Origin of the sequence: Tsukamurella hominis (genome assembly GCF_965137015.1) — a bacterium.
Taxonomy (GTDB): Bacteria; Actinomycetota; Actinomycetes; order Mycobacteriales; family Mycobacteriaceae; genus Tsukamurella; species Tsukamurella hominis.
In genome coordinates this window covers 44,312-70,299 of sequence record NZ_CBCRZG010000001.1, presented here as the reverse complement: position 1 = coordinate 70,299, position 25,988 = coordinate 44,312, and the positions used below count along the sequence as shown (strand labels likewise).

Sequence of the window (25,988 nt, the reverse complement as noted above, 5' to 3'; positions counted from 1 at the left end):
ATCGGGTCTCTCGCTCGAACAGCGTGGGGCTGACGCTCACAGCACGCTGTCCCACCGACGAACCACATGCAACGACGGGAGCACTCCAGTGACAGGCATCGCCGCAGACCGGCCGACGGTCAAGATGTTCGACAAGGTCCTGGTGGCCAACCGCGGGGAGATCGCGATCCGGGGCCTGCGCGCCGCCGTCGAGAGCGGCTCGCGGACCGTCGCCGTCTACCCCTACGAGGACCGCAACTCACCCCACCGCCAGAAGGCGGACGAGGCGTACCAGATCGGCGCCGAGGGCCATCCGGTCCGCGCGTACCTGACCGTCGGGGAGATCATCCGGATCGCGGTCCAGGCCGGGGCGGACGCGGTGTACCCCGGGTACGGCTTCCTGTCGGAGAACCCCGACCTGGCTGCGGCGTGCGCGGCGAACGGCATCACCTTCGTCGGGCCGTCGGCGGACGTGCTGGAGCTGACGGGCAACAAGGCGCGGGCGATCGCGGCGGCGCGGGCCGCGGGTCTGCCGGTGCTCGATTCGTCGGCTCCGTCGTCGGACATCGACGAGCTCCTCGCGGCCGCGCAGGACATGCACTTCCCCGCCTTCGTCAAGGCCGTCGCGGGCGGCGGCGGGCGCGGCATGCGTCGCGTCACGGCGATCGAGGACCTGCGGGACGCGATCGAGATCGCCTCGCGGGAGGCGGAATCGGCGTTCGGCGATCCGACGGTGTTCCTCGAGGAGGCCGTGATCGACCCACGTCACATCGAGGTGCAGATCCTGGCGGACAAGGCCGGCAACGTGATCCACCTGTACGAACGCGACTGCTCGCTGCAGCGGCGACACCAGAAGGTCATCGAGATGGCCCCGGCGCCGAACATCTCCGACGAGCTGCGGGAGCGGCTCTGCACGGACGCGGTGAACTTCGCGAGGGAGATCGGCTACAGCTGCGCGGGCACAGTCGAGTTCCTGGTCAATCCCGAGGGCCGGCACGTCTTCATCGAGATGAACCCGCGGATCCAGGTGGAGCACACGGTGACCGAGGAGGTCACCGATGTGGACCTGGTCGCCGCGCAGCTGAAGATCGCCGCGGGGGCCACGCTGCCGGAGCTGGGCCTGACGCAGGACGCGATCCGGCTCAACGGCGCCGCCCTGCAGTGCCGCATCACCACGGAGGACCCCACCGACGGCTTCCGGCCCGACACCGGCCGGATCACCGCGTACCGGTCACCGGGCGGCGCGGGCATCCGCCTCGACGGCGGCACGTCGGTGGGCGCGGAGATCAGCCCCCACTTCGATTCGATGCTGGTCAAGCTGACCGCTCGTGGCCGCGATCGGGCGACGGCCATCGTCCGCGCCCGCCGTGCACTCGCGGAGTTCCGCATCCGCGGCGTGGCGACGAACATCCCCTACCTGCAGGCGGTCCTGTCCGATCCGGCGTTCGTCGCCGGCGACGTGACGACGTCGTTCATCGAGCAGCGCCCGGAGCTGCTCACCGCCCGCGGTTCCTCGGACACGGCGTCGAAGATCCTGCGGTACCTCGCGGACGTCACCGTCAACAAGCCGCACGGCGGGCGCCCGACCAAGATCTACGCGGTCGACAAGCTTCCCGCGGTGGACCTTTCGGCGCCCGCGCCGGAGGGATCGAAGCAGCGACTGGATCGGCTCGGCCCGGCCGGCTTCGCTTCGGACCTGCGCGCGCAGACCGCGCTCGCGGTGACCGACACCACCTTCCGCGACGCGCACCAGTCGCTGCTCGCCACCCGGGTGCGGACCTCGGCGCTGGCGACGATCGCGCCGTACGAGGCCCGGCTCACGCCGCAGCTGCTCTCGGTGGAGGCGTGGGGCGGCGCCACCTACGACGTGGCCCTGCGGTTCCTGCACGAGGACCCGTGGGAGCGCCTCGCCACCCTCCGTGAGGGGCTACCCAACATCTGCCTGCAGATGCTGCTGCGCGGCCGCAACACCGTCGGCTACACCCCGTACCCGCAGCAGGTGACCGATGCGTTCGTCGCCGAGGCCGCGGCGACCGGCGTGGACATCTTCCGGGTCTTCGATGCGCTCAACGACGTCGAGCAGATGCGGCCCGCGATCGAGGCCGTGCTCGCCACGAACACCGCGATCGCCGAGGGCGCGCTGTCGTACACCGGCGACCTGTCGAACCCCGGCGAGACCCTGTACACGCTCGACTACTACCTCGGCGTCGCGGAGAAGATCGTGACGGCCGGCGCCCACGTCCTGGCGATCAAGGACATGGCCGGGCTGCTGCGCCCCGCCGCGGCGACGACGCTGGTCACGGCGCTGCGGAAGGAGTTCGACCTGCCCGTGCACGTGCACACGCACGACACCCCCGGCGGGCAGCTCGCCACCTACCTCGCCGCGTGGACCGCCGGAGCGGACGCCGTCGACGGCGCCGCCGCGCCGCTGTCGGGCACCACCAGCCAGCCCTCGCTGTCGTCGATCGTCGCCGCCACCGCGCACACCGAGCGCGACACCGGGATCGACCTCGACGCCGTCTGCGCGCTCGAGCCCTACTGGGAGGCCGTGCGCGGGGCCTACGCGCCGTTCGAGTCCGGCCTCAAGGCCCCGACGGGGCGGGTCTACCACCACGAGATCCCCGGCGGCCAGCTGTCGAACCTGCGGCAGCAGGCCGGCGCGCTCGGCCTGGCCGAGCGGTTCGAGGACATCGAGAACTCCTACGCCGCGGCCGATCGCATGCTCGGCCGCCTGGTCAAGGTCACGCCGTCGTCGAAGGTGGTCGGCGACCTCGCGCTCGCGCTCGTAGGCACCGGCGTCAGCCCGGACGAGTTCGCCGCCGACCCCGGCAAGTACGACATCCCCGACTCGGTGATCGGCTTCCTGCGCGGCGAGCTCGGCACCCCGCCGGGAGGCTGGCCCGAGCCGCTACGGACCCGCGCACTCGAGGGTCGCGCGGGAGCGACGCCCGTGACCGAGGTTCCCGCCGACGAGGCCGCCGAACTGGCCGGCACGAGCGAGCAGCGACGGGCCGCGTTGAGCCGCCTGCTGTTCCCCGGGCCGATGCGCGAGTTCACCGAGCACCGCGCGGAGTTCGGCGACGTATCGAAGCTCTCGACCAACCAGTTCCTCTACGGGCTGCGCCAGGGCGAGGAGCACCGCGTGCAGCTCGCCACCGGCGTCGAGCTGCTCATCAAGCTCGACGGCGTCGGCGAGCCCGACGAGCACGGCAACCGCACGCTGGTGTGCACCCTCAACGGCCAGCTCCGCACCGTCGCCGTCCGCGACAACTCGGTCAAGGCCGACGTCCCGGCCGCGGAACGGGCGGACAAGACGAACCCGGGCCACGTCGCCGCGCCGTTCGCCGGCATGGTCACCCCCACGGTCCACGCCGGTTCCACGGTCGAGGCCGGCGACCAGATCGCCACGATCGAGGCGATGAAGATGGAGGCGGCGATCACCGCGCCCGTCGCCGGCACCGTCACCCGCGTCGCCCTGGCCGGGGCCACCCAGGTCGACGGTGGCGACCTCGTGGCCGTCATCGAGGGCTGATCCGGGGACGAACGACCGGAAGGGGCCGAACGCGAACCGCGCTCGGCCCCTTCTTGTTCACTAGAGCGTGGCGCGCACGGCCTTCGCCGCTGCGACCAGGTTCCGCAGGGCGGCCACCGTCTCCTGCTGACCGCGGGTCTTCAGGCCGCAGTCCGGGTTCACCCACAGCCGCTGCGCGGGCACGGCGTCCAGGGCCGCACGCAGCGACGACTCGATCTCCTCCTGCGCCGGGACCCGGGGCGAGTGGATGTCGTAGACGCCGGGGCCCACCTGGTTGGCGAAGCCCGCCCGGTCGAGGTCGCCCAGGATCTCCATCCGCGAGCGCGCGGCCTCGATCGAGGTCACGTCCGCGTCGAGATCCGCGATGGCGCCGATGACGTCGCCGAACTCCGAATAGCAGAGGTGCGTGTGGATCTGGGTGCCGTCGGCCACGCCCGAGGTCGACAGCCGGAACGCTCCCGTGGCCCAGGCGAGGTAGGCGGAGCGGTCCGCCGCCCGCAGCGGCAGCAGCTCACGCAGCGCGGGCTCGTCGACCTGGATGATCTGCACACCCGCCCGCTCGAGGTCCACCGTCTCGTCGCGGATCGCGAGCGCCACCTGGTCGGCCGTCTCGGCGAGCGACTGGTCGTCGCGGACGAACGACCAGGCGAGGATCGTGACCGGCCCGGTGAGCATGCCCTTGACCGGCCGCTCCGTGAGCGTCTGCGCGTAGGTGATCCACGAGACGGTCATCGGATCGGCGCGGTGCACGTCGCCGTACAGGATCGGCGGCCGCACGCACCGCGTGCCGTAGGACTGCACCCACCCGTTCTCGGTGGCGAGGAAGCCGTCGAGGCGCTCCGCGAAGTACTGCACCATGTCGTTGCGCTCGGGCTCGCCGTGGACGAGGACGTCGATGCCGAGCTCCTCCTGCAGCGCGACCACGTCGGCGATCTCGGACTGCATGCGCCGCACGTACTCGGCCTCGTCGATCCTCCCTGCGCGCAGGTCCGCGCGGGCGATCCGGATCGCGCCGGTCTGCGGGTACGAGCCGATGGTCGTGGTCGGTAACAACGGGAGATCGAGCCGGTCCCGCTGGACCACGGCGCGATCAGCGGCCGCTGTTCGGCCGGTCCCGGTGGCACGCAGGGCGGTGAGGCGGTCGCGCACCGTCGCATCGTTCAGGCGAGGATCCGCGCTGCGGGCCGCACGGACCGCGGCGCTCCGCCCGAACTCCGCGGCGACCACGGGCCGCCCCTCGGTGAGGGCGCGCGCGAGGACGACGACCTCGTCGATCTTCTCCTCGGCGAAGGCCAGCCAAGCGCGAACCCCCTCGGCGCCTGCGGGTTCGGGCGCCGTCTCCGCGCCGACCGTGTACGGCACGTGCAGCAGCGAACAGGACGTGCTCACCGCCAGCGCGCCCGCCGAACCGGACAGCGTGCCCAGGGTCGCCGACGCCGATGCCAGGTCGGTGCGCCAGACGTTGCGCCCGTCGACGACGCCCGCGAGCAGCAGCTTGTCCTGCAGGGCCGGCACGGCGGCGACCGCGTCGACGGCAGCGAGGTCGGTCACCAGGTCGACGGCGACGGCCTCGATCGCGGTGCCGGCCAAGGCCTCCAGCGACGGTCCCGGCGAGCCGAAGTACGTCGCCACGAGGATCGACGGCCGGTCCGCCGCCGAGGAGAGCTCGCCGTACACCCGCGCCGCGTCGCCGGCGAGCGACAGGCCGGCCTCCGTCACCAGCACCGGCTCGTCGATCTGCACCCACTGCGCACCGCGGGCCGCCAGCCGCGCCAGGAGATCCCGGTACAGCGGCAGGATCTCGTCCAGGCGGGAGAGCGGCTCACCGGCACCGTCGACCGGCTTGGCGAGTGCGAGGAAGGTGAGCGGTCCGACGATGACCGGGCGCGCCGGGACTCCCTGCGTCGTCGCCTCCTCCAGATCGCCGAGCACCTTCTCGGGGTGCAGTGCGAAGGCGGTCTCCGGCCCGATCTCGGGCACCAGGTAGTGGTAGTTCGTGTCGAACCACTTGGTCATCTCGAGCGGAGCGACCTCGGCGGTACCGCGCGCCGCGGCGAAGTACCGGTCGAGCGGATCCTCGATCCCAGCGACGCGGGGCGGCAGGGCGCCGAGCAGTTCCGCGGTGTCGAGCATCTGGTCGTAGTAGCTGAAGGTGTTGGTGGGGACGGAATCCAACCCGGCGGAGACCAGCCGGTCCCACTCGTCGCGCCGGAGGCCGGCGGCGGTGGATGCGAGCTCGGCCCGGGTGATCGAGCCCTTCCAATAGCCCTCGATCGCGCGCTTGAGCTCACGACGGGGGCCGATGCGGGGGACACCGAGGACGGTGCGGGTGAAATTCGGTGCGGTCACGTGAAGGACCGTTCCTTTCGTGCGTAGCCAGGGCGGGCCACCCGTCCGGACGCACGTACGCACGACGCGCGGACCGTCGACGTGCGACGTCCGTTCGTCCTGTGCGGTCGCACGCCCGGTCCGCGAGGCGGCACACCACCGGACGCGGCGCGTCCGGTACAGCGGGCAGGTATTCGGACTCGCAGGCGCGCCCTGGGGCTCCTACCGGTCACTGCTTCCCAGGCTCTGCGGCCCAGTGCATTCGTCGCGACTTTCGTTCCTGCTCACCGCTGCGGGACAGTCCCGGATTCCCACCGGGTTCCCTCTCGGTCCGCGGTTCCCCACGGCACCGAGTTGTCGCGGCCCGAGGCTTCGGCGCGACATACCAGCTGCACCGACCAGCATGCCACGCCGCTCCGTGACGGCGGGCGTCACCTCAGTCCTCGACGGCGAACCGCTTGAGCCGGCTGGTCTGCCCCGCGATCAGCCGCACGCGGGACTTCGGCACACCGAGGTGGGAGGCGAGCAACTCGACGGCGGCCTTGTTCGCCTTGCCCTCGGTGGCCGGCTCGCGCACGAACAGGGTGAGCGCGCCGGCATCGTCGACCTCCACGACGGGGCCCTTGCGACTCCCCGGCTTGATCGTGCAGGTCACGGTGCGCGGGCTCATCGCTCCATGATCGCAGGTTCACCACTGAGTACAGTGGATTCATGGGGTTGAGGAAGGCCGGGCTCGTCGTCGCCGCGGTGGTCGCCGCGCTGGTAGTGCTCGCGGGCGGCGTCGTGTGGCTCTCCAGCGTGCATCGGACGCCGCTCACGAAGCACCTCCCCGCCGAACTGAAGCCGCGCGTCTACCCGGCCGTCTCGACCGCGGGACTGACTCCCGAGCGCGTGCGGATCCTGGAGAACGTGCGCCGCGAGTTCGATGCGAACCGGCCCGGCAGCTACTTCTCGGAGGGCGTCGACGAACCCTGGTGCGCCGACTTCGTCTCGACGGTGCTCCACGATTCCGGCCTGCCGCTGCACAACCCGAACTCCGGGACCTGGCGCATCCCCGGCGTGTACACGCTCACCGAGTACTTCCAGAAGGCCGGGAAGCTGGAGTCGGCCACCGCGTACCGGCCACAGCCGGGCGATGTGGTGCTGTACACGCCGGAGCACCCGGTGATGCGCCAGCACACCAACTTCGTCGTCGCGGTGTCGGGCGACAGCGTCACCACCGTCGGCGGCAACCAGGAGGGCGGTATCAGTGCCTGGACGTACCGCCTGACGGACACCTTCGGCCTCGCCGGGTACGGGGTGCCGGCCCGATGACGGTGCTCGAGGCGCTGCGAGCGCGGCTCGCCTCCGGAAGCCTTCCGGGAGAGCGCTCCGACGGGCTGCGGATCGCCGTGTGCATCGAGGGCGGCGGCTCGCGCTCCGCGTACTCCGCGGGCATGGCGATCGCGGTCGACGAGCTCGGCCTGCTGCCCGCCGTCGACGCGGTCTACGGCACCTCGGGCGGCGGCCTCAACGCGGCGTGGCTGGTCTCCGGCGAGGGGCGCCGGTGGCTGCCGTCGTGGGGCTGGGAGGAGGTGCTGGCCGAGCGGGTGGTGCACCCGCGGCGGGCGCTGCGCGGCGGCGTCGTGGTGGACACGCAACACCTGGTGGACCGGGTCTACTCCGACGTCACGCCGATGAACTTCGCCGCCATCCTCGCCAGCCCGATCACCCTGCACCCCTTGGCCGTCGACGCGCACACCCGCCGGGTCGCCGACCTCGCGCCCTACGTCACCGACGCCGCGACACTGCGCACCGCGCTGCGCGCGACGACCGCCCTGCCCCTGCTCGCCGGCCCGCCCGTGCGGCTCGCCGGGCGGGAGTTCCTCGACGGCGGCCTCGCGGAGAAGGTGCCGCTGGCCACCCCGATCGACCAGGGTGCCACGCACCTGCTGGTGCTGCGCACCACGTCGGAGGACGCGGCGCCCCGGTCCTCGCGCGCCGAGCAGTGGGTGCTGGACGCCTACTTCACCGCCCGGCGGGCCGCCCCCGCGCCGGCACCGGCCGCACCCGGAGCCGCCGAGGTGCTGCAGGTCTGGGTCCCGTCCGGGAGCCCGGCTGTCGGCAGACTCTCCGGCGACGGTCCGCTGATCTCCCGCGCCGTCCAGATCGGCCGGGACGCCGCTCTCACCGCGCTGTCGTCGTGAGAAATCGGCCGATCTTCGGTCGGCCCTGCGCAGAGCGATCGCGACTCAAAGATCCGCCGATTCTTCGACCGCGGTGCCCTGATGGAACATCACCGTCCACCGGTTCTCGCGGCGCCGCCAGACGGTGAGCCGCCGGGTGCTGCGCTCCCCCTGCACCAGCGTGTACGTGAGCAGGTAGACGGAGCCACCCAGCGCGCGCACCTGGAACTCGCTGGCCTCCCAGTCCGATTCGTCCTGCGGCACCGCCATCCGCTCGGCGAGCACCGCGCGGACGTGCTCGCGGCTGTACCGTCGCCCCGAGGCGCCGACCTCCCAGAAGTCCTGCGCGACCGCGTCGTCGAAGTCCTGCAATGATCGCCAGCAGGGGCCGTGGAAGACGGGTTCGCGGCGGCGGAGGTCCGCGAGCACCTCGCGCAACTCCGGCGCGGTCGTCCGGTCCGGTTCGCCTGCCTCCTCCATCACTTGCCTAAGGCTACCCTCACTGCCAATCGCGAGATCGGGAGGGCACCGACAGGTCCATGCGCTGCAGCCGATCGGCGACGACGGTCACCGCGCCCTCCGCGTTCTGCAGCTTCCCCCGTACCAGGAGCGCGGGCGCCGACTGCGCGAGCCGCCGGTACCGCGCCCACAACCCCTGGCTGCACACCACGTTCACCATGCCGGTCTCGTCCTCGAGGTTGATGAAGGTGACGCCGCCGGCGGTGGCGGGCCGCTGGCGGTGCGTGACGGCCCCGCCCACCAGGACGCGGTCACCGTCGGGCAGCGAGAGCAGGCGGTCGGCGCGGACGACGCCGAGCCGGTCGAGGGTGTGCCGCAGGAACTCCGTGGGGTACTTGCCGACGGTGACCGACGTGGCCCACACGTCGGCCGCCGCGAGCTCCGTCTCGCTCATCCCGGGCAGGGTGGGCGGGGCGCCCGCGGTGGCCGTGCCCGGCAGCCGGTCCGGGCGCTCGCGGGCGGCGGCGCCGGCCTCCCACAGCGCTTGCCGGCGGTCCCGGCCGAAGCAGTCCAGCGCGCCGGAGGTGGCGAGCGCCTCCGACTGCGCGACCGTGAGCTCGACGCGGGCGGTGAGATCGGTGAGGCCGGCGTAGGCGCCGTGCGCCTCCCGCTCGCCGACGATGCGCTCGGCGAGGTCGTCGCCGATGGTGCGGATCGCGGCCAGCCCGAGCCGGACCTCCGCGCCCGCGTTCTCCAGGTCCGCCCACGGCAGGCTGCGGTTCACGCACGGCCCGTGCACCGTGACGCCGTGCCGCCGCGCGTCGGCGACGAGTGACTGCGGCGAGTAGAAGCCCATCGGCTGGGCCCGCAGCAGCGCGGCGCAGAAGGCCGCGGGATGGTAGAGCTTGAACCACGAGGAGTAGAAGACCAGCGACGCGAACGACTGCGAATGACTCTCGGGGAAGCCGAAGTTGGCGAATGCGGCGAGCTTCTCGAAGATCCGGTCGGCCACCTCTCCCTCGATGCCGTGCCGGTGCCGGGCCCCGTCGTAGAAGCGCTGCCGCAGCTGCTCCATCTTCTCGGTGGAGCGCTTGGAGCCCATAGCGCGGCGCAGCTGGTCGGCCTCCGACGGACTGAAGCCGGCGACGTCGGTGGCGAGCTGCATGAGCTGCTCCTGGAAGAGCGGCACTCCCAGCGTGCGTTCGAGCGCCTTCCACATCGACGGGTGCTCGACCGCCGGCTTCTCGAGCCCGTTGCGGCGCCGGATGTACGGGTGTACCGAGCCGCCCTGGATGGGGCCGGGCCGGATGAGGGCGACCTCCACCACGAGGTCGTAGAAGGTCCGTGGTTTCAGGCGCGGCAGCGTGGCCATCTGTGCGCGGGACTCCACCTGGAAGACGCCCACGGAGTCGGCGCGGCAGAGCATCTCGTAGACGTTCTCGTCGGTGAGGTCGAGCTGCGCGAAGTCCACATCGATGCCCTTGTGCTCGGCGAGGAGGTCCTTCGCGTAGTGCAGCGCGCTGAGCATGCCGAGGCCCAGCAGGTCGAACTTCACCAGGCCCGCGGCGGCGCAGTCGTCCTTGTCCCACTGCAGCACGCTGCGGTTCTCCATGCGGGCCCACTCGGTGGGGCAGACGTCGGCGATCGGCCGGTCGCAGATCACCATGCCGCCGGAGTGGATGCCCAGGTGCCGCGGCAGGTCCGCGATCTGCGTGGCGAGCTCGACCACCCGCTCCGGGATCCCCTCGGGTACCGGATCCTTCCGCCACCCCCAGCTGGAGATCTGCTTGCTCCAGGCGTCCTGCTGCCCCTGCGAGTAGCCGAGCGCGCGGGCGGTGTCGCGCACCGCGGACCGTCCGCGGTAGGTGATGACGTTCGCGACCTGCGCGGCGTACTCGCGGCCGTACTTCCGGTAGACGAACTGGATCGCCTCCTCGCGGCGGTCGGACTCGATGTCCACGTCGATGTCGGGCGGGCCGTCGCGCTCGGGGGCGAGGAAGCGCTCGAAGAGCAGCTGGTTGCGCACCGGGTCCACCGCGGTGATGCCGAGCGCGAAGCAGACGGCCGAGTTGGCGGCGCTGCCGCGGCCCTGGCACAGGATGTCGCTGTCCCGGCAGAAGGTCACGATGCTGTGCACGATGAGGAAGTAGCCGGGGAAGGTGAGCGTCTCGATCACGTTGAGCTCGTGCTCGATCTGCCGGTACGCCTGTGGATTCCGTTCCGGCGGGCCGTACCGCTCCAGCGCCCCGCGCCGGGTCAGCTCGCGCAGCCAGGTGGCCTCCGTGTGGCCCGACGGGACGTCGAAGGGCGGCAGGTTCGGCGCGATCAGCTTCAAGCTGAAGGCGCATTCGGCGCCGAGCTCGGCGGCGGCCGCGATGGCGCCGGGATGCTCGGGCAGCAGCAGCGCCATCTCATCACCCGAGCGCAGGTGCGCGCCGCCCGCGGCGGGGAGCCAGCCGTCCAGCTCGTCGAGGCTGCGGCGGGCGCGGATCGCCGCCAGCGTCGACGCCAGGTGGCGCTGGCCGGGCCGGGCGAAGTGCGCCCCCGTGGTGGCGACGGTACCCACTCCCATTCGCGCCGCGACGCCGGCGAGGAGGTGGTTGCGCTCGTCGTCCTCGGGGACGCCGTGGACGGTGAGCTCCATGCTCACCCGCCCCTCGCCGAACCGGTCGACGAGCTGTGCGAGGGCGGCGGCGGCACCGTCGGGCCCCCGGGCGGCGAGGCCGCGCCGGACCGTGCCCTTGCGGCACCCGGTGAGGATGTGCCAGTGGCCGCCGGACCACTCGGCCAGGCGGTCCGGGTGGAAGCGCAACAGCCCCTTCTCCCCCGCCTCCATGTGCGCCTCCGCCATGGCGCGGGAGAGGCGGCGGTACCCCTCCTGCCCGCGGGCGAGGACGAGCAGGTGCTCGCCCGACGGGTCCTCGGCGCCGGTGCGTTCGGTGTCGTGCTCCAGGGAGAGCTCCGCCCCGAAGACCGTGGGGACGCCGAGCTCCAGGGCGGCCTCGGCGAACCGGACCACCCCGTAGAAGCCGTTGTGGTCGGTGACCGCGAGGGCCTTCAGGCCGAGCGCGTGAGCCTGCTCGACCATCTCCTCCGGTTGCGCGGCACCGTCGAGGAAGCTGAACGCGGTGTGCGCGTGCAACTCCGCGTAGGGCACGCGGGAGACCCCGGGGCCGTCGCCGAGCGGAACGTAGGGCTCCCGCTTGCGGGACCAGGCCGGGGAGTCGCCACCGTCGCCCGGCGGCTCCTCCGCCCGGCGCACCGGGGCCCGGCCGGAGAGCACCCGCTCCATCTCCGACCAGCTCGGCCCGTTACTCCATCCCACTCTTCCACCATACGCTCACACATTCGATACTACTGTCACCATCGAACAGGCGCACTTGTCTACTACTTTTGTAGTTGACGCTTGGATCGTCGATTGCTAGCGTCTCCCCACGTGACCTCAGCCCGCCTGCGCGACCGCCAAAACACCGGTCGCGCAACATGTCTTGCCGCCACCCCCGCCTGCATCCTCGCCGTCGCAGCGGGAACGTTCGCCGCCGCACCCCAGGCCGTGGCCGCTCCGACCCCGATGAAGGACACTCAGATCTCGCGGACGACCAAGGACGGCTGGAAGGTCCGCATCCAGCTGCAGGGCGTCGAGGTCAACCCCGTCTCCAACCTGGCCGGCACGCCCACGAGTCGCGAGGCGTTCTTCAAGGCGACCGCCGTCGGGAGCGTCGACGGAGCCGGCTCGAGCCCGATCGAGGGCGCCTCGATGGCCCTCATCGTCCAGATCGGCTGCGCCGTCGACGTGGCCTCCGGGGTCGCCGTCGGCGGCGGCGTCTCCGCCACCGTGGGCCCCAGCGTCTCCGTCAGCCCGGCGCTGTCGATCGCCGGCGGCTCCCTCAACGTCGGCGCCGGCGTCGGCGCGGGGGTCGGGGCCGCGGCGAACGTCGCCACCGTGATCAAGCCCGGCGGCATCGCCACCTCGGTCGTGCGGAAGAAGACCATCGCGAAGAACCGCGCGGGCGTCTCCGTCGAGGGCGTCCACGTCAAGGTGGACGGCTGCGCCGGCAACGTCGGCGTCCGCATCGGAGCGGGGATCACGATGTCCTCCAGCGAGTTCGACAACGAGGTCTTCACCTACTCCGCCTCCCTGCCGATCTGACTCCAGATGGGAACGAACCCGATGCACACGCCATCAACGCGCCCCTCGCGTGCGCCCTGGTACGCGACGGCCGGCCTCGCAGTGCTCGCCCTGGGCACCTCCCTGCTGTTCCCCACGACATCCCCGCCCGCGTCCGCCGACCCGAGCGGGCTACCGGCCACGACGCGCGTGCCGTATCCGACGGACGGCAGCCTTCCGCCCTGGACCCTTCCGGGCGGCTACACCTGGTGCAGCGCCATGGGCGGCCCGGGCTACGAGCAGGCGGTCTACGTACAGCCCGGCTACGCCTGCCCGCCGACCGGGGTGCCGACGACCACGCCCACCACGTCCACGCCGCCGACCTCCCAGATCGGCGGCGGACAGGCCCCGAACCTGCCGCAGGCGCCCAACCCGCCCTTCGCGGGCGTCGGCGCCCCGAACGGCAAGTCATGGGACCACGGGGTCGACACCCTCGGCCCGCCGGCGAGCCGAGGCGCGGTCGTCGCAGAGGCGCCCAGCTAGTAGGAGCCCCTCAGCCCAGGCGCGTGAGAATCATCGTCAGCGCGGGCAGCGGATCGAAATCCGCCGTCGGCATGGCCAGCTGGCGGTTGACCAGCGCATCGGTGAGATCCATGACCAAGGTGGCCTCAGCGACGTCGAGGCCTGCTGCCGCGCCGATCGCCTCACCCATCAGTTCGACGGCGCGGCGGCCCCGCCGCAGCGGTTCCTGCAGGTCGGGCTCCACCGATGCCGCGGCGAACAGGTTGAGTCGTGCGACGCCCCGCACCCGCCCCGCACCGACCGACCAGCGCACGAATTCGGCGAGGCGCTCGGCCACCTCCTCCGGCGTGGCCTTCTCGACCCCGTCGAACGCCGCCCAGAAGGCGAGATCGTCCTCGACCATGCGGTCGACGACGCCGCGCACGAGCGTGGCACGCGAACGGAAGTAGTTGGACGCGGTTCCGGCGGGCACGCCGGCCGCCGCGTCGACGGCGCGGTGTGTCAGCCCCTTGAGGCCGAGAGTTCCGAGCACCTCGATCGCGGCGTCCAAGACCTCGTCGCGCCTACCCATGAGCGAGAACTTTACCCAACCCCGGGTTACTGATGTGATCGGCGCTACACGTCCGCGGCGGCGGCCGGCCGATCAGGCCTCGTCGGCGAGGCCCGGGGTGACCTTGGAGAGCGCGGCCCGCAGCGCAGCGACGTCGCGCGCCGTGAGGTGGTCGAAGACCAGCCTTCGCACCTCCTCGACGTGGCCGCGGGCGGCACCGTCGAGCGCGGAGAAGCCCTCGTCGGTGAGCTCGGCGTACGCCGAGCGCCCCTCCGCGCGCCGCACCAGCCAGCCCCGCTCGCTGAGCTTGCGGAGCACGTGCGAGAGCCGCGAGGGCGAGGAGTTGGCGGCCTCGGCGAGCGCCGACAAGCCGAGGGTGCGCTCCGGCGCCTGCGAGAGCTGCGCGAGCACCATGAACTCGTAGTGGGTGATGCCGGAGTCGGTCCGCAGCTGCGTGTCCAGCTTGGCCGGCAGCCGCATCGCCACGTGGATGAGGGGCAGCCACGCCGCCATCTCCTCGTCGGACAACCACCGGGTGCTTCCCGCGTCCACCATCACACACCCCCGAACATCACGTCGGGACTCGACTTTACCGCCTCCTCATTTCGGTGAACGACGCCTCACCGAGGTGGGTACATTGACCGGTATGAGCAGTCCGAGCACGACGACGGGACCGACCTCCGACGACGAGATCGCCGGCTACCTGGAGGCCCTCGGCATCCCCGGCCTCGCCGACATCCACGTGCACTTCCTGCCCGAGCCGATGCTGCTCAAGGTGTGGGACTTCTTCGACCGCGCGAGCTCCGAGTACGGCCGCGAGTGGCCCATCCGGTACCGGTTCGACGAGGACACGCGGCTGGAGCTGATCCGCGGCATGGGCGTGACGGCGATCCCCGCGCTCACCTACCCGCACAAGCCCGGGATGGCGGTGTGGCTCAACGACTGGTGCGCCGAGTTCGCGCGCCGCGTGCCCGACGGGATCCACTGCGCCACGCTCTACCCCGAGCCCGGCGTGGGCGAGTACGTCGCGCAGGCCGTCGCCGACGGTGCGCGGCTGTTCAAGATGCACGTCCAGGTGGGCGTCTTCGCCCCCGACGATCCGCTCCTCGATCCGGCCTGGGAGGTCCTGTCGGCCGCGAGGATCCCCGTGGTGATCCACGCCGGTTCCGGCCCCGTGGAGGGGCCGTACACCGGCCCCGACCGGGTCGCCGAGGTGCTGCGCCGGCACCCCGAACTGACGCTGGTCATCGCGCACCTGGGCATGCCCGAGTACGACCGGTTCGCCGATCTCGCCGAACGCTTCCCCCACGTGTACCTCGACACCACGATGGCCGCGACCGACTTCACCGAGCGCACCGCGCCGATGCCGCCCGGCTACGTCGACCGGCTGGGCGCGCTCGCCGACAAGGTGGTGCTGGGCAGCGACTTCCCCAACATCCCGTACGACTACGCGCACCAGCTCTTCGGACTCGCCCGGCTCGGCCTCGGCGACGAGTGGATGCGCAAGGTGCTGTGGCACAACGGCCGCGCCCTGCTGGAGCGCGCGGGCGCCTGAGCGCGGGCCGTACGATGGCCCTCATGCAGATCCGGCGCGCCGCGGTGGCGCTGTTCGTCGCGGGGACCCTCGCGGCGTGCGGCGGCGCACCGTCGGCGCCGCAGGCTCTCTCGCTCGAACGGTCCAAGACCGCGTTCGAGCAGGTGGGGATCGACGAGACGCGCGGCGACGTGACCGCGCTGGTCTCCACCGCCACCCGCCTCGGCGCGCGGCTCGCGGCCGGCGACCCCCGCGCCGGGAGCACCGCCGTCTCGCCCTGGTCCGTCCTGAGCCTGCTCGGGATGCTCCGGGCCGGCGCGCAGGGCGAGACCGCCGCGCAGCTCGACGGTGCCGGGCTCGGCGCCGCGAAGGACGTGCCGCGGGCGATGGCGGCGCTCACCGGCCAGACCGCGCAATGGGCGGGCGATCCCGGCACCGTGCCCGCGGATACGCCGCCCGCGACGCCGCTGTTCCAGTCGCAGGTCGCGCTCCTGACCGCGAAGCAGCCCGAGGACCGCCGGGTGCGGGCCGAATACCTGGACACGCTGTCGGCCTCCTACGACACCGGCGTCTACCCCGTCGATTTCGGCGCCGGCGTGGGCGAACCCCTGGGCGAGTGGGTGGCGGTGAACACCGGCAGCAGCTTCACCTCCGCGCCGCTGCGCACCGACGCCGGCACCCGGCTCGCCGCCGCGACCACGGCCTACCTCGCGGCCGCGTGGCGCTTCCCGTTCGACGCCGCCCGCACCCGGCCCGCGCCGTTCACCGCCGCCGACGGTGCGGTGCTCGACCCGCTCACCATGCGCGGCACGGTGCCCGCGCGCGTGGCCGCGGGCGAGGGCTTCACGGCGCTGCAGCTCGACTACGGCACCACGCTCGCGCTGCAGATCGTGCTGCCCGCGCCCGGGACTCCGCTCGCCGACGCGGCGAGCGAGGGCCGGTTCACCGCGGCCAGGATCGCGCTGGCGGGGGCACCGTCGGCCCCGCACGAGGTGAGCCTGCCGAAGTGGCGCACCACCACCTGGACCGGGCTCGCGGACCCGCTCCGGGACGCCGGCCTGACGGGGCTGTTCGCCGGCCCGGGCCTCGACGGCGTGGCCCCGGGAGCACCGTTCCTCGCCGACGCCCGCGCCGCCGCCGTGCTCACCGTGGGCGAGAAGGGCACCGCCGCCGGCACCGCGACGGCGGCGCCGGCCCCCGAGCCCACACCGGGCCCCGCGCCCTTCGTGGTGGACCGGGCCTTCGCATACTCGGTGGTCGACACGGCGACGGGGATGCCCCTGATGATGGGGACGGTCAACCGCCCGGGCGCATAGTCCTCACCCACCCACCTTGACATTGCAAATTCAAACTTCTTCCGGCGGTTATCTTTTCACCAAAGTCTCGACTTCACGTTAAGGTTGAGGCATGACCATGAAGCTGACCCGCCCGCTCCGCGCGGCGGCCCGCTCGGCGTGGGCCCTCACGGGCACCGCGCTGCTCGCCGTGCTGATCGCGCTCGTCGCGGGCGGCGCCACCTTCCTCATCGCCGCGGGGACCACTCCGCCCGCGCCGGCCCAGGAACGGGAGAACGCCGAGAACACGCGCGTCGCCCTCAAGGCCGCGGACGAGTCGCGCGCGCTCTTCGGCCTGCTGTCCAACGCCGTGGTCTCGGCGGGGAACGGGCTGAACACCTCGGCGAGCTCGGTTCCGCAGATCTTCGACAGCGTCGACACGGCCAAAACCGGTGCCGAGCAGCTGGTCTCGGGCCTCGACGAGGCCTCCTCCCTCTCCGCCGCCCTGAACCAGGTGAACCGGGCGACCGCCACGCTCGGCGGCGCGCTCGAGCGCACGCAGGGCCTGCAGCAGGTGGCGGCCGGTACCCGTGCCGCCCTCGTGGCGCTGCGGGGGCGGCTGATCGAGCACCCGTCGCCCGGCTCCGCCGAGGCCGTCGCGCAGCTCGACCGCGCGCTCGCCGGATCGAAGGGCGTGGGCGCGCTCGACGACGTGGCCGGCATGCGCAGCACGCTCTCGACCATGACGAGCAGCCTGAGCAGCGCCTCCGCCAACGCCGACGCCTCCCTGACCTCCGCGCGCAGCGCCGCCCGGCAGCTGCGGGACGGGCTGACCAAGCTGGCCTCGGCGCGCAAGGACGTCAACGCCTCCGTCACCAACCTGACCACCGGTGTGGGACAGCTGAAGACGGCGCTCGGCGCCATCGACGGCCAGCTCGCCCTCACGCAGACCCGGCTGCGGTCCGTGACCAGCGCACCCGCGCCGGCGCCGGACCCCGGCATCGCGCGGCCGCTCGCCTGGGCGCTCGTGGTGGGCGGCGCGGCCGGCACCGTCACCTACCTGGCCGCGCTCGCCGTCGCCCATCGCCTGCGCCGCCGGGAGGCGATCGCCCTGGTCCCGAACCAGGCGCCGGACGCCGCGGAGGCGAGCTCCGAGGCCGCGACCGAGGAAGCCGCCGAGGACACCGTCGCAGTCCCCGTGGACGAGCCCGCCCCCGTCGAGGACGTTCCCGCCACGGGTCACCACCGGGTTCTGCCGCCGGCCGACGAGACCCCCGACGAGGCGGACGACACCGTCGTGGACCCCGGTGACGAGCCCGGCCCCGAGGATTCCGAGGGCACGGCGCTCACGCCCGGGAAGCGGGCGAAGCACCGGCGCAACCGGTTCCGGGCCGCCCCGGCGCCGGACACCAACCCGTACCTCTCGGTAGCCTTCTCGGGCAGCGCGGGCTGACTCCGCGGGCGGCGCCCGCCTACTCGTACACGCCCTCCACCTCCCAGCTCCCGGCGTACTGCAGCAGCAGGGCCCGCCCGTCGTCGCGGCCGGGCGCGGGCTCGAGCAGCACCTGGGCGCGGGCCCTCGGCTCGGCGGCACCGTCGGACGCCCACCAGCGCTCGTCGACCAGCCACGGCCCCGCCCACCAGCTGAGCGACCAGTCGCGCGAGCCCCACACCAGGTGCGTGGGCTCGCCCGTGAAGACGCCGCGCTCGGTGACCCGCACAGCGGCGCCCGCGGCGTCGGTGATCGTGACCGCGGCGCCCGTGACCAGCACCGACGGCGCGGGCTCCGGCATCCGCCCCGGCCACGGCGCCGCCGGATCGCGCTCCGGGACCACCTCGTCGCCCAGCGGGACCCAGGTGACCCGCTCGGCCGGGCCGCGGCCGCCGCTGCGCACGCCCATCCGCACCGCCTCCCCGCCGAGCAGGCCCTGCACCCGGACCAGGGCGCGACGGAACCGGGCGGCACCGTCGGCATCGTCGCCCCACATGCCCGCCTGCAGCGCGCCGGCGTCGACCACCTCGACGGGCTCGAGCCGCAGCAGGGAGATCGGGGCGCCCGGGCCGCCCTCCCCGCCCCGCTTCGCGGACCGGCCTCCGGTGAGCCAGCCGTCGATCTGCCAGCGCACCCGGTCGGCGGTGCCGTCCGGGGTGAGCGGCTCGGCGCAGCGCCAGATGCGGCTGTGCCGCTCGCCGTTCTCCGCGATCGCGGAGACCTCCAGGCGCAGGCACGCCACGCCCGCCGCGGACAGCTTGCCGTGCAGCTCCGCGGCCAGGGCGCGGCCCGCGAAGGCCGCCGCGTCGACCCGGTCGATGGGCGGGTCGGGCAGCAGCTCCACCTCCAGCCCGGGCGGCAGGGCTGCGGTGGACGGCGGCCGGTCCGGCACCGCGCGGGCCTGCCGGTGCGCGGCGATCGCGTCCGCCCCGAAACGGGTGGCCACGTCGGTCGCGGAGAGCGCCGCGAAGGCGCCGACGGTGCGCAGCCCCAGCCGGCGCAGCAGGTCCAGCAGCTCGGTGCGGTCGCCGCCCGCGAGCGCCGGCTCCGCCCCCAGCTGGGCGATGGGCAGCGGGGCGAGGAAGGCCGCCGACTCCCCCGGCGGCACGACGACGCCGCGGCGCGCGGCCAGGGCCGCGGTGAAGACCTCGTCGGCGATGCCGGCGAGCGACTCCGCGCCCACCGAGGACGCCGCGTCCACCAGGCGCTCGGCCGCCTGCTCCTCGCCGCCGAAGAAGCGCGCCGCGCCCCGCGCCGGGATCACCACGAGCCCCGGGCGCAGCACCTCGATGAGCGGGATCAACGCCGCCACGGCGCCCGCCACGGGCTCGAAGAGCCGCGCGTCCCGACCCTCGTCGGCCTGGGCGATGTGCAGCCCCGGGCAGCGGGCCTGGGATTCGCGGCGCTTCATGCCGCGGCGCACCCCGTCGGCCCGGGCCGGCGCGTTGCAGGCGACGACCCGGTTGCCGTGCAGGACGGCGACGGGGCGGTCGGGCGGCAGGTCCGCGTCCGCCGCCGCGGCGGCCGCGGGCCAGTCCGGGCACCACAGGGCGAGGATGCGCTGCTCCTTCGCGGCGGGCACGGTCATCGGGCCACCGCCAGGCCTGCGGGCTCGCCCTGCGCCGCGCCCCGGTAGGGGTTGACGCAGCCGCGGCCGCGGGCGGAGAAGACCAGGTCGATCCCGCGGATCCGGCCGCGTCCGGGCCGGGCGCCGAGGCCGGTGTAGCCCCGCACGCGCGCGCCGAGGTGCAGCGCGGCGCCCTCCCACCGTCCGCCGGTGACCAGCAGGATCGAGCCCCTGGAACGGGCCCGGGCGGCGATGGCGCGGCCGCGGCTGGGCGGCACCGCGATGCCCCCGAGCTCGCACAGCACCACGTCGGCGCCGTCGAGCAGGATCGAGGCGACGGCCACCGGGTCCGCGAGCGGGCCGGCGATGAGCGCGATGCGCTCCGGATCGGCCCCCTGTTCGAGTGCGGCGGCCATGCCGAAGCCGGAGACGCCGCACAACGCGACGCTCGATCCCGCCCGCGAGACGCCGGCCACCAGCGAGACCGCGAGCGAGCCCGCGCCCGAGAGCTCCGCGACCGTGCCGCGGGGCAACCCGCCGCCCGGCAGCAGCCGGGCCAGCTCCTCGTGCACCGGCAGCACACCCATGCCGAACTGCGCTGATTCGTCCTGCAGCGGCGCCTCCACGGGCGCCTGCGCCTTCGCCGGACGATGCCTCTCCGGCAGCGCCGCGAGCCGCTTGCGCAGCTCCGCCAGCTTCTCCTCGCGATTGCCTGCCAACGCCTGAACACGTGCGGACATGTGTCACACCCCTCCCCTACCTTCGGATCCCGCGTCACCGATCAGTGCGGAAGCCGAGCCACGGGGAAGACATGACTAGAACTTCTGTTCGATCTGATCTCAGCGTAGATCCGCGATCCGAACGGCGTCAAGCGCCGAGGTAGGAGAGGTTCCAGCAGGGTGATGCACCCGGCGCATCGCGCGATCGTCGCAGTTCACGGCCGTTTTCCGTGGTGAGGCGATGCGTCGCGCGCATCACGTCACCGGCCGGCCGCACCGCGCCCGGACGAACGAAGGCGGACCGCCCCGTCGGGGCGATCCGCCTTCCTCGAGCGATCGGACTATCAGCCCACGCGGTTCGGATCGTGGTGCGCGGAGGCCGCGGCGACGGGCGACAGGTCCGCGGTCTTCGGGTCGACGGTGGGCGCCTTGGTGATGAGCTTGTGTCCCCACCACAGCCCGAGGAACAGGATCAGCGCGGCGTAGGTGGTGAGCAGCAGACTGACGCTGCCTCCCGTGTCGGAATCGTTGACCGCGACGTAGTACTGCCCCGCGACGACCGCGATGCACATGAGGAGCGCCACGATCGGCCCCGCGGGGTACAGCCACGCCTTGTAGGGCAGCTCGTCGAGCGAGCGCCCCTGCGCGTTCCACGCCTGCCGGAACTTGTAGTGCGCCCACGCGATCCCGATCCAGGTCACGAACCCGGCCACCGACGAGGCGGCGACCAGCACCGTGTACGCGGCACCATCGCCCTTCGGGCCGGCGAGGAAGCACAGGCAGCCGACCGCGGTGGTCGCCGCCGTGGCTGCGATGGGAACGCCCGCCTTGGTCACCTTGGCGAAGATCTTCGGTGCATTGCCCTCCACACCCAGGCCGTACAGCGCGCGGGTGGCGGCGAACAGGCTGGCGTTGCCGGCGGAGAGGATGGCGATGAGGATGACCGCGTTCATGATCGAGGCCGCGGCGTCGATGCCCGCGAGCTTGAAGACCAGCGTGAACGGCGCCACCGAGACGTTCTCCGCGGAGGCGTCCAGCAGTTCGGGACTGGTGTACGGGATGAGGAAGGCGATGATCGTCAGCGTGCCGATGTAGAAGACCAGGATCCGGAAGAAGACCGTGCGCACGGCCTTCGGGATGGCGCTCTTCGGCTCGATCGCCTCGCCCGCCGCGACCGCGATCATCTCCGTGCCCTGGAAGGCGAAGCCCGCGATGAGGAACACCGAGAGCATGCCCAGCGGCCAGTCCACGAAGGGCGCGTCGCCGATGGTCCAGTTGGAGAAGCCGGGGGCCGGGCCGTCGCCGACCACACCCAGCACCATGAGCACGCCGACGATCAGGAAGATCACCACGGCGATCACCTTGATCGAGGCGAACCAGAACTCGGCCTCGCCGAAGGCCTTCACCGCGAACAGGTTCAGAGCCAACAGGCCGGCGAGGAAGATCACCGACCAGATCCAGGTGGGCACGTCGGGCAGCCAGAACTTCATGATCAGGCCGGCCGCCACCACCTCCGCGGCCAGCGTGATCGACCAGTTGAACCAGTAGTTCCACCCGGCCGCGAAGCCGAAGGACTTGCTGACGAATCGGCTGCCGTACTCCTCGAACGGATTACTGCACGGCAGGTACGCCGACATCTCGCCGAGGCTCTGCATGAGGAAGAAGACCATGACGCCCATGAGCGCGTAGGCCAGGAGGGCGCCACCGGGGCCGGCCTGGCTGATCGTGGCACCGGACGCCACGAACAGGCCGGTGCCGATGGCACCGCCGAGCGCGAGCATGCTGATGTGGCGGCTCTGCAGTCCTTGGCGGAGGGAGTCGTCGGGGGTGATTCCAAGAGGGCTGGACACCCGATGAGAGTAGCGACCGCAACGCCCATCCGGTTAGCATTCGCAGCGTCATGTTCTCCTACGACACCCGATCCGCCCTCGCGAGCGCCGCCGATCTGGTGAACACCGCCCCCGACGCGCGCACCGAGCGCCCCGAGCGCCTGCCCGACGTCGCCGCGCTCCGCGCCTTCGTGGAGCGTTGGGGCTGGACCGGGCCCATCCCCCTGCGCGAGGACGAGCTGGACCGCGTCCACGCCGTGCGCCGCATCCTGCGCGGACTGTGGGACCTCGCGGGCGACGAGGCCGGCACCGTCGACCTGGTGAACCGGATGCTGCGCGACGCGGCGGTCCTCCCCCAGCTCGTCCGGCACGACGACTGGCCGTACCACCTGCACGGCTGGAACGACGCGACGCCGATCGCGGAGCGCTTCCTCGCCGAGCCCGCGATGGGCATGGTCGACGTGGTCCGCGCCGACGCCCTCGACCGGCTGCGGCGCTGCGCCGCGCCGGACTGCGCCGGGGTGCTCGTGGACTTCAGCCGCAACAGCTCCCGCCGCTTCTGCGACGACGGCTGCAACAACCGCTTGAACGTGGCCGCGTACCGCGCGCGCCGGGCCTGACCCTTAGGATCAACGACGTGGCGGAAACGACGGGTGCGAGCGGCGCGATCAGGGGCGTTCCCGGGCCCGATCACCTGGTCGCCGGGCGCTACCGCCTGACCTCCAAGATCGGCGGCGGCGGCATGGGCGCCGTGTGGCTGGCCCGCGACGAGCGCCTCGAGCGCGACGTCGCCGCCAAGCAGGTCATCTCCACCGAGGGACTCACCCAGGAGGAGGCCGACGAGCTGCGCCGGCGCGCCCTGCACGAGGGCCGGCTCGCGGCCCGGCTGCAGCACCGCAACGCCGTCGCCATGTACGACGTGGCCCTCGACCGCGGCGAGCCCTGGCTGGTGATGGAGTACCTGCCCTCGCGCTCGCTGGCCCAGGTGCTGCACATGACCGGCTCGATGCCCGAGCGGCAGGTGGCGCAGATCGGCGCGCAGATGGCCGACGCCCTCGTCGAGGCGCACGAGGCCGGGATCATCCACCGGGACATCAAGCCGGGCAACATCCTCATCGCGAACCGGGGCCGCGCGTCCGGCACCGTCAAGCTCTCCGACTTCGGCATCGCGCGGGCCAAGGGCGACGATGCCGGCCCCGCCGGGATCATCACCGGCACGCCCGCCTACTTCGCCCCCGAGGTGGCCCGCGGCACCGAGCCCTCCGAGGCCTCCGACCTGTACTCGCTGGGCGCGACGCTGTACACCGCGCTCGAGGGCGCGCCGCCCTTCGGCGTCGACGAGGACTCGATCGCCCTGCTGCACAAAGTCGCGTTGGGACAGATCAATCCGCCCAAGAACGACGGGCCGCTGGTCCGCGTCATCCTGGACATGCTGCAGCCGAGCCCGAAGCGGCGGCCCTCGCTGATCGAGGCGCGGGACCGGCTCGCCGCGGTCGCGGCCGGCGGCGGCAACCCCGCCGCGATCCTCGCCGCCCCGCTGCAGGCGACCGAGGGCGCGCCCGCGGTGTGGCTCCGGCGCACCGCCGGTGAGCGCACCCCCGGCGACCGGACCTCGTCGGCGCGCACGGCGGCGTCGGGCCCGATCGAGCGGAAGCGGCCGATCCCGCCCGCCCCGCGGCCCAGCACCTACGTGCCGCCGCCGGTGGCACCGCCGTCGAAGATGTCGAACGCCGTTCTCGCGGCGTGGATCATCGGCGGCTTCATCGTGCTCGCCGCGATCATCGCGGGCGTCATCATCGCGCTGGGCTGAGTCCCGGCGCGGTCAGTCCGCGAGGTGGCGGGTGTGCGCCCACCGGGTGAGGGCGTTGCGGTTGCTCTGCTGGGTCTTGCGGAGCACGTTCGAGGCGTGCGTCTCGACGGTCTTGACCGAGATGAACAGGTCCTCGGCGATCTCCCGGTAGGTGTAGCCGCGCGCCAGCAGGCGCAGCACCTCCAGCTCGCGCGGGGTGAGGGAATCCAGCTCCGGGTCCAGCGCGGGCTCCGGCACGGGCGAGCGGCCGGTGAAGGAGTCGAGCACGAAGCCGGCGAGCCGCGGCGAGAAGACCGCGTCGCCCTCGGCGACGCGGCGCACCGCATCCGCCAGCTCCTCCCCCGAGATCGTCTTGGTGACGTAGCCGCGCGCGCCGGCGCGGATCGTGGCGATCACGTCCTCCGCCGCGTCGGAGACGCTGAGCGCGAGGAAGACCGGCGCCTTCTCCAGCTTCGCGCGCGGGGCGCCGTCGGTCACGCCGCGCAGCACGGCGACGCCGCCGCCGTCGGGCATGTGCACGTCCAGCAGCACCACGTCGGGGCCGGCGGCGAGGATCCCCGCCACCGCCTCGCCGACGGTGCCGGCCTCACCCACCACCTCGATGGAATCCTCACGGGCCAGTTCGGCGCGCACGCCGGACCGGAACACGCCGTGATCGTCGACCAGGAACACCCGGTAGCTCACGCACTCTCCTCCGCTGTCTCCGGCGCGACCGTCTCGTCGCCCTCGGCGAGCCTCGCCATCGACAGCCGCACCTCGGTACCCCGGCCCGGGGCGGTGCGGACCGCGACGCTGCCGCCGCGGCGCTCCATCCGGGACCGGATCGACTTGGCCAGGCCCTGCCGGTCCGACGGTACCCCGTCGAGGTCGAATCCGACGCCGCGGTCGCGCACGAAGACGGACACCGACGCCTCGTCGACCTCCGCGTAGGTGTCGATGCTCTCGCAGCCGGAGTGCTTGGCGGCGTTCACCATCGCCTCCTTGGCGGCGCCGAGCAGGGCCGTGAACCGGTCGTCGACGCCGAGCTCGGCGCCCTCGACGTCGCCGACGGTGATGACGTCGACCGCGACCGAGTGCGCGTCCTCGACGTCGGCCGCGGCGGCCTTGAGCGCCGCGGCCAGGGACTGCGCCGGCGCCTCGGAGCCGCCGAACAGCCACTCCCGGAGCTCGCGCTCCTGGCTGCGGGCGAGCCGCTTGACGGCGGCACCGTCGGCGGACTGCTTCTGGATGAGGGCGAGCGTCTGCAGCACGGAATCGTGCAGGTGCGAGGCGATCTCCTCGCGCTCGATGGTGCGCACCCGGGCGGCGCGCTCGGCGCCGAGATCGCGCCACATGCGCACCCAGATCGGCACGGTGAGCAGCGCGACGCCGACCAGCGTGAGCACGACGGCGGCCAGCGCCGTGGGGATGGCGGCCACGTCGACCCGCCCCAGGAAGACCACGGCGAGGCCGACGATCACCAGCGTGACCCCGCCCAGCATCCGCAGCCCGGTGATGAGCCGGGAGCCGCCCGCATGTGTGGACGCCGGTGTCCGCGAGGCGGAGTCGGCCTCCCGCCAGACGAGGGCCGCGCCGATCCCGATCACCAGGACGGGGACCACGAAGCCCGCGCTGGTATTGCTCGCGACGGAGGCGAGGGTCGCGGCGCCGACGACGCCGAGGACCGCCAGCGCGAGGCCCTGGCGGCGCTCGGCCGGGTCGGGATGCTCGGTGTCGGTGCCCGGGCGGCACATGAACCACAGCAGTGCGTACATCACCACGCCCGCGCCCAGCAGCGCGAGCAGGGTGAAGGCGATGCGGACCTTGGTGGCGTCGACGCCGACGTGATCGGCGATGCCGCCGCACACGCCGCCGATCACCGCGCCGCCGTTGCGCCGGTACAGGCGGGGGTACGACGGTGCCGGGGCCGGCTGGGCCGGCAGCGGGACGACGGCCGGCCGCGCGACGGCGGGCGCGGGCGCGCGGAACGGGGCGGCCGACGCCTGCTCGGCACCCTGCTGCCACCCCTGCTGCCAGTTCTGCCAGCCCTGCTGCCACGCCTGCTGGCGAGCCTGGTTCCGCGCCCACCGGCGCTGTGCTCGTCTGCTCATGATCCCTCGATGGTGGCACGGATCCTCGCC

21 protein-coding genes and 1 riboswitch are annotated in these 25,988 nt (G+C 73.0%); of the genes, 10 read left to right on the top strand and 11 right to left on the bottom strand.

The window, feature by feature from the left end:
• Nucleotides 1-124: 124 nt before the first annotated feature.
• Nucleotides 125-3,511: a pyruvate carboxylase gene (locus ACM9LD_RS00325; RefSeq protein WP_415675219.1), complete on the top strand. Its 3,387-nt coding sequence runs from the start codon at nt 125-127 to the stop codon at nt 3,509-3,511.
• A 60-nt stretch (nt 3,512-3,571) separates the two neighbouring features.
• On the opposite strand, the gene metE is transcribed toward ACM9LD_RS00325, so the two are convergent.
• Nucleotides 3,572-5,860 carry a 5-methyltetrahydropteroyltriglutamate--homocysteine S-methyltransferase gene (gene metE, locus ACM9LD_RS00320; RefSeq protein ID WP_415674832.1) on the bottom strand — a complete coding sequence of 763 codons (2,289 nt, stop codon included), beginning with the start codon at nt 5,858-5,860 and terminating at the stop codon, nt 3,572-3,574.
• 164 nt (nt 5,861-6,024) lie between these two features.
• Nucleotides 6,025-6,190, bottom strand: a riboswitch (cobalamin riboswitch).
• Between the two features lie 85 nt (nt 6,191-6,275).
• Nucleotides 6,276-6,509: a DUF167 domain-containing protein gene (locus ACM9LD_RS00315; protein WP_415674831.1), complete on the bottom strand. Its 234-nt coding sequence runs from the start codon at nt 6,507-6,509 to the stop codon at nt 6,276-6,278.
• A 41-nt stretch (nt 6,510-6,550) separates the two neighbouring features.
• Between ACM9LD_RS00315 and ACM9LD_RS00310 the strand changes: the two genes are divergently transcribed.
• Together ACM9LD_RS00310 and ACM9LD_RS00305 are read left to right on the top strand one after the other, a co-directional pair.
• Entirely contained in the window at nt 6,551-7,153 is a 603-nt protein-coding gene (locus ACM9LD_RS00310) for a CHAP domain-containing protein (protein WP_415674830.1), read from the top strand.
• Complete coding sequence (locus tag ACM9LD_RS00305; RefSeq protein WP_415674829.1) at nt 7,150-8,025, top strand: patatin-like phospholipase family protein; 876 nt, start codon at nt 7,150-7,152, stop codon at nt 8,023-8,025. The genes ACM9LD_RS00310 and ACM9LD_RS00305 overlap by 4 nt, the downstream gene beginning before the upstream one ends.
• A 45-nt stretch (nt 8,026-8,070) precedes the next feature.
• Here the strand turns inward: ACM9LD_RS00305 and ACM9LD_RS00300 are convergent, their stop codons facing one another.
• Both ACM9LD_RS00300 and ACM9LD_RS00295 read right to left on the bottom strand, forming a co-directional pair.
• Complete coding sequence (locus ACM9LD_RS00300) at nt 8,071-8,484, bottom strand: nuclear transport factor 2 family protein (protein WP_415675218.1); 414 nt, start codon at nt 8,482-8,484, stop codon at nt 8,071-8,073.
• Nucleotides 8,485-8,503: 19 nt separating this feature from the next.
• On the bottom strand, nt 8,504-11,788 hold the full coding sequence (locus ACM9LD_RS00295; RefSeq protein ID WP_415674828.1) for an error-prone DNA polymerase: 3,285 nt from the start codon (nt 11,786-11,788) through the stop codon (nt 8,504-8,506).
• A gap of 111 nt (nt 11,789-11,899) precedes the next feature.
• Here ACM9LD_RS00295 and ACM9LD_RS00290 point away from each other — a divergent pair, with 111 nt between their 5' ends.
• Both ACM9LD_RS00290 and ACM9LD_RS00285 read left to right on the top strand, forming a co-directional pair.
• The gene (locus ACM9LD_RS00290) at nt 11,900-12,613 is read left to right on the top strand and encodes an MspA family porin (protein ID WP_415674827.1); all 714 of its coding nucleotides are present in this window, start codon (nt 11,900-11,902) and stop codon (nt 12,611-12,613) included.
• Between the two features lie 21 nt (nt 12,614-12,634).
• The gene (locus tag ACM9LD_RS00285; RefSeq protein ID WP_415674826.1) at nt 12,635-13,114 is read left to right on the top strand and encodes a hypothetical protein; all 480 of its coding nucleotides are present in this window, start codon (nt 12,635-12,637) and stop codon (nt 13,112-13,114) included.
• Between the two features lie 10 nt (nt 13,115-13,124).
• Here the strand turns inward: ACM9LD_RS00285 and ACM9LD_RS00280 are convergent, their stop codons facing one another.
• Together ACM9LD_RS00280 and ACM9LD_RS00275 are read right to left on the bottom strand one after the other, a co-directional pair.
• On the bottom strand, nt 13,125-13,664 hold the full coding sequence (locus tag ACM9LD_RS00280) for a TetR/AcrR family transcriptional regulator (protein WP_415674825.1): 540 nt from the start codon (nt 13,662-13,664) through the stop codon (nt 13,125-13,127).
• A 72-nt stretch (nt 13,665-13,736) separates the two neighbouring features.
• Nucleotides 13,737-14,198 carry a MarR family winged helix-turn-helix transcriptional regulator gene (locus ACM9LD_RS00275; protein ID WP_415674824.1) on the bottom strand — a complete coding sequence of 154 codons (462 nt, stop codon included), beginning with the start codon at nt 14,196-14,198 and terminating at the stop codon, nt 13,737-13,739.
• Nucleotides 14,199-14,289: 91 nt separating this feature from the next.
• Between ACM9LD_RS00275 and ACM9LD_RS00270 the strand changes: the two genes are divergently transcribed.
• The 3 genes from ACM9LD_RS00270 to ACM9LD_RS00260 all read left to right on the top strand — a co-directional run bounded on the left by ACM9LD_RS00270 (nt 14,290) and on the right by ACM9LD_RS00260 (nt 17,904).
• Nucleotides 14,290-15,198 carry an amidohydrolase family protein gene (locus ACM9LD_RS00270; protein WP_415674823.1) on the top strand — a complete coding sequence of 303 codons (909 nt, stop codon included), beginning with the start codon at nt 14,290-14,292 and terminating at the stop codon, nt 15,196-15,198.
• Between the two features lie 23 nt (nt 15,199-15,221).
• Nucleotides 15,222-16,493: a serpin family protein gene (locus ACM9LD_RS00265; protein ID WP_415674822.1), complete on the top strand. Its 1,272-nt coding sequence runs from the start codon at nt 15,222-15,224 to the stop codon at nt 16,491-16,493.
• 91 nt (nt 16,494-16,584) lie between these two features.
• Entirely contained in the window at nt 16,585-17,904 is a 1,320-nt protein-coding gene (locus tag ACM9LD_RS00260; protein WP_415674821.1) for a hypothetical protein, read from the top strand.
• 19 nt (nt 17,905-17,923) lie between these two features.
• Here ACM9LD_RS00260 and ACM9LD_RS00255 read toward each other — a convergent pair whose 3' ends face one another.
• From ACM9LD_RS00255 to ACM9LD_RS00245, 3 genes are all read right to left on the bottom strand, one after another.
• Nucleotides 17,924-19,531 (bottom strand): DNA polymerase Y family protein, encoded by a 1,608-nt coding sequence (locus ACM9LD_RS00255; RefSeq protein ID WP_415674820.1) that lies wholly within the window; start codon nt 19,529-19,531, stop codon nt 17,924-17,926.
• Entirely contained in the window at nt 19,528-20,250 is a 723-nt protein-coding gene (locus ACM9LD_RS00250; protein WP_415674819.1) for a hypothetical protein, read from the bottom strand. The genes ACM9LD_RS00255 and ACM9LD_RS00250 overlap by 4 nt, the downstream gene beginning before the upstream one ends.
• A 323-nt stretch (nt 20,251-20,573) precedes the next feature.
• Complete coding sequence (locus ACM9LD_RS00245) at nt 20,574-22,079, bottom strand: amino acid permease (RefSeq protein ID WP_415674818.1); 1,506 nt, start codon at nt 22,077-22,079, stop codon at nt 20,574-20,576.
• Nucleotides 22,080-22,129: 50 nt separating this feature from the next.
• Between ACM9LD_RS00245 and ACM9LD_RS00240 the strand changes: the two genes are divergently transcribed.
• A complete protein-coding gene (locus tag ACM9LD_RS00240) occupies nt 22,130-22,678 on the top strand; it encodes a CGNR zinc finger domain-containing protein (RefSeq protein ID WP_415674817.1) in 549 nt (182 codons plus the stop codon).
• 17 nt (nt 22,679-22,695) lie between these two features.
• Nucleotides 22,696-23,868 carry a serine/threonine-protein kinase gene (locus ACM9LD_RS00235; RefSeq protein ID WP_415674816.1) on the top strand — a complete coding sequence of 391 codons (1,173 nt, stop codon included), beginning with the start codon at nt 22,696-22,698 and terminating at the stop codon, nt 23,866-23,868.
• 12 nt (nt 23,869-23,880) lie between these two features.
• On the opposite strand, the gene ACM9LD_RS00230 is transcribed toward ACM9LD_RS00235, so the two are convergent.
• A complete protein-coding gene (locus tag ACM9LD_RS00230; RefSeq protein WP_415674815.1) occupies nt 23,881-24,552 on the bottom strand; it encodes a LuxR C-terminal-related transcriptional regulator in 672 nt (223 codons plus the stop codon).
• Nucleotides 24,549-25,958 (bottom strand): PspC domain-containing protein, encoded by a 1,410-nt coding sequence (locus tag ACM9LD_RS00225; RefSeq protein WP_415674814.1) that lies wholly within the window; start codon nt 25,956-25,958, stop codon nt 24,549-24,551. The genes ACM9LD_RS00230 and ACM9LD_RS00225 overlap by 4 nt, the downstream gene beginning before the upstream one ends.
• Between the last annotated feature and the right edge of the window lie 30 nt (nt 25,959-25,988).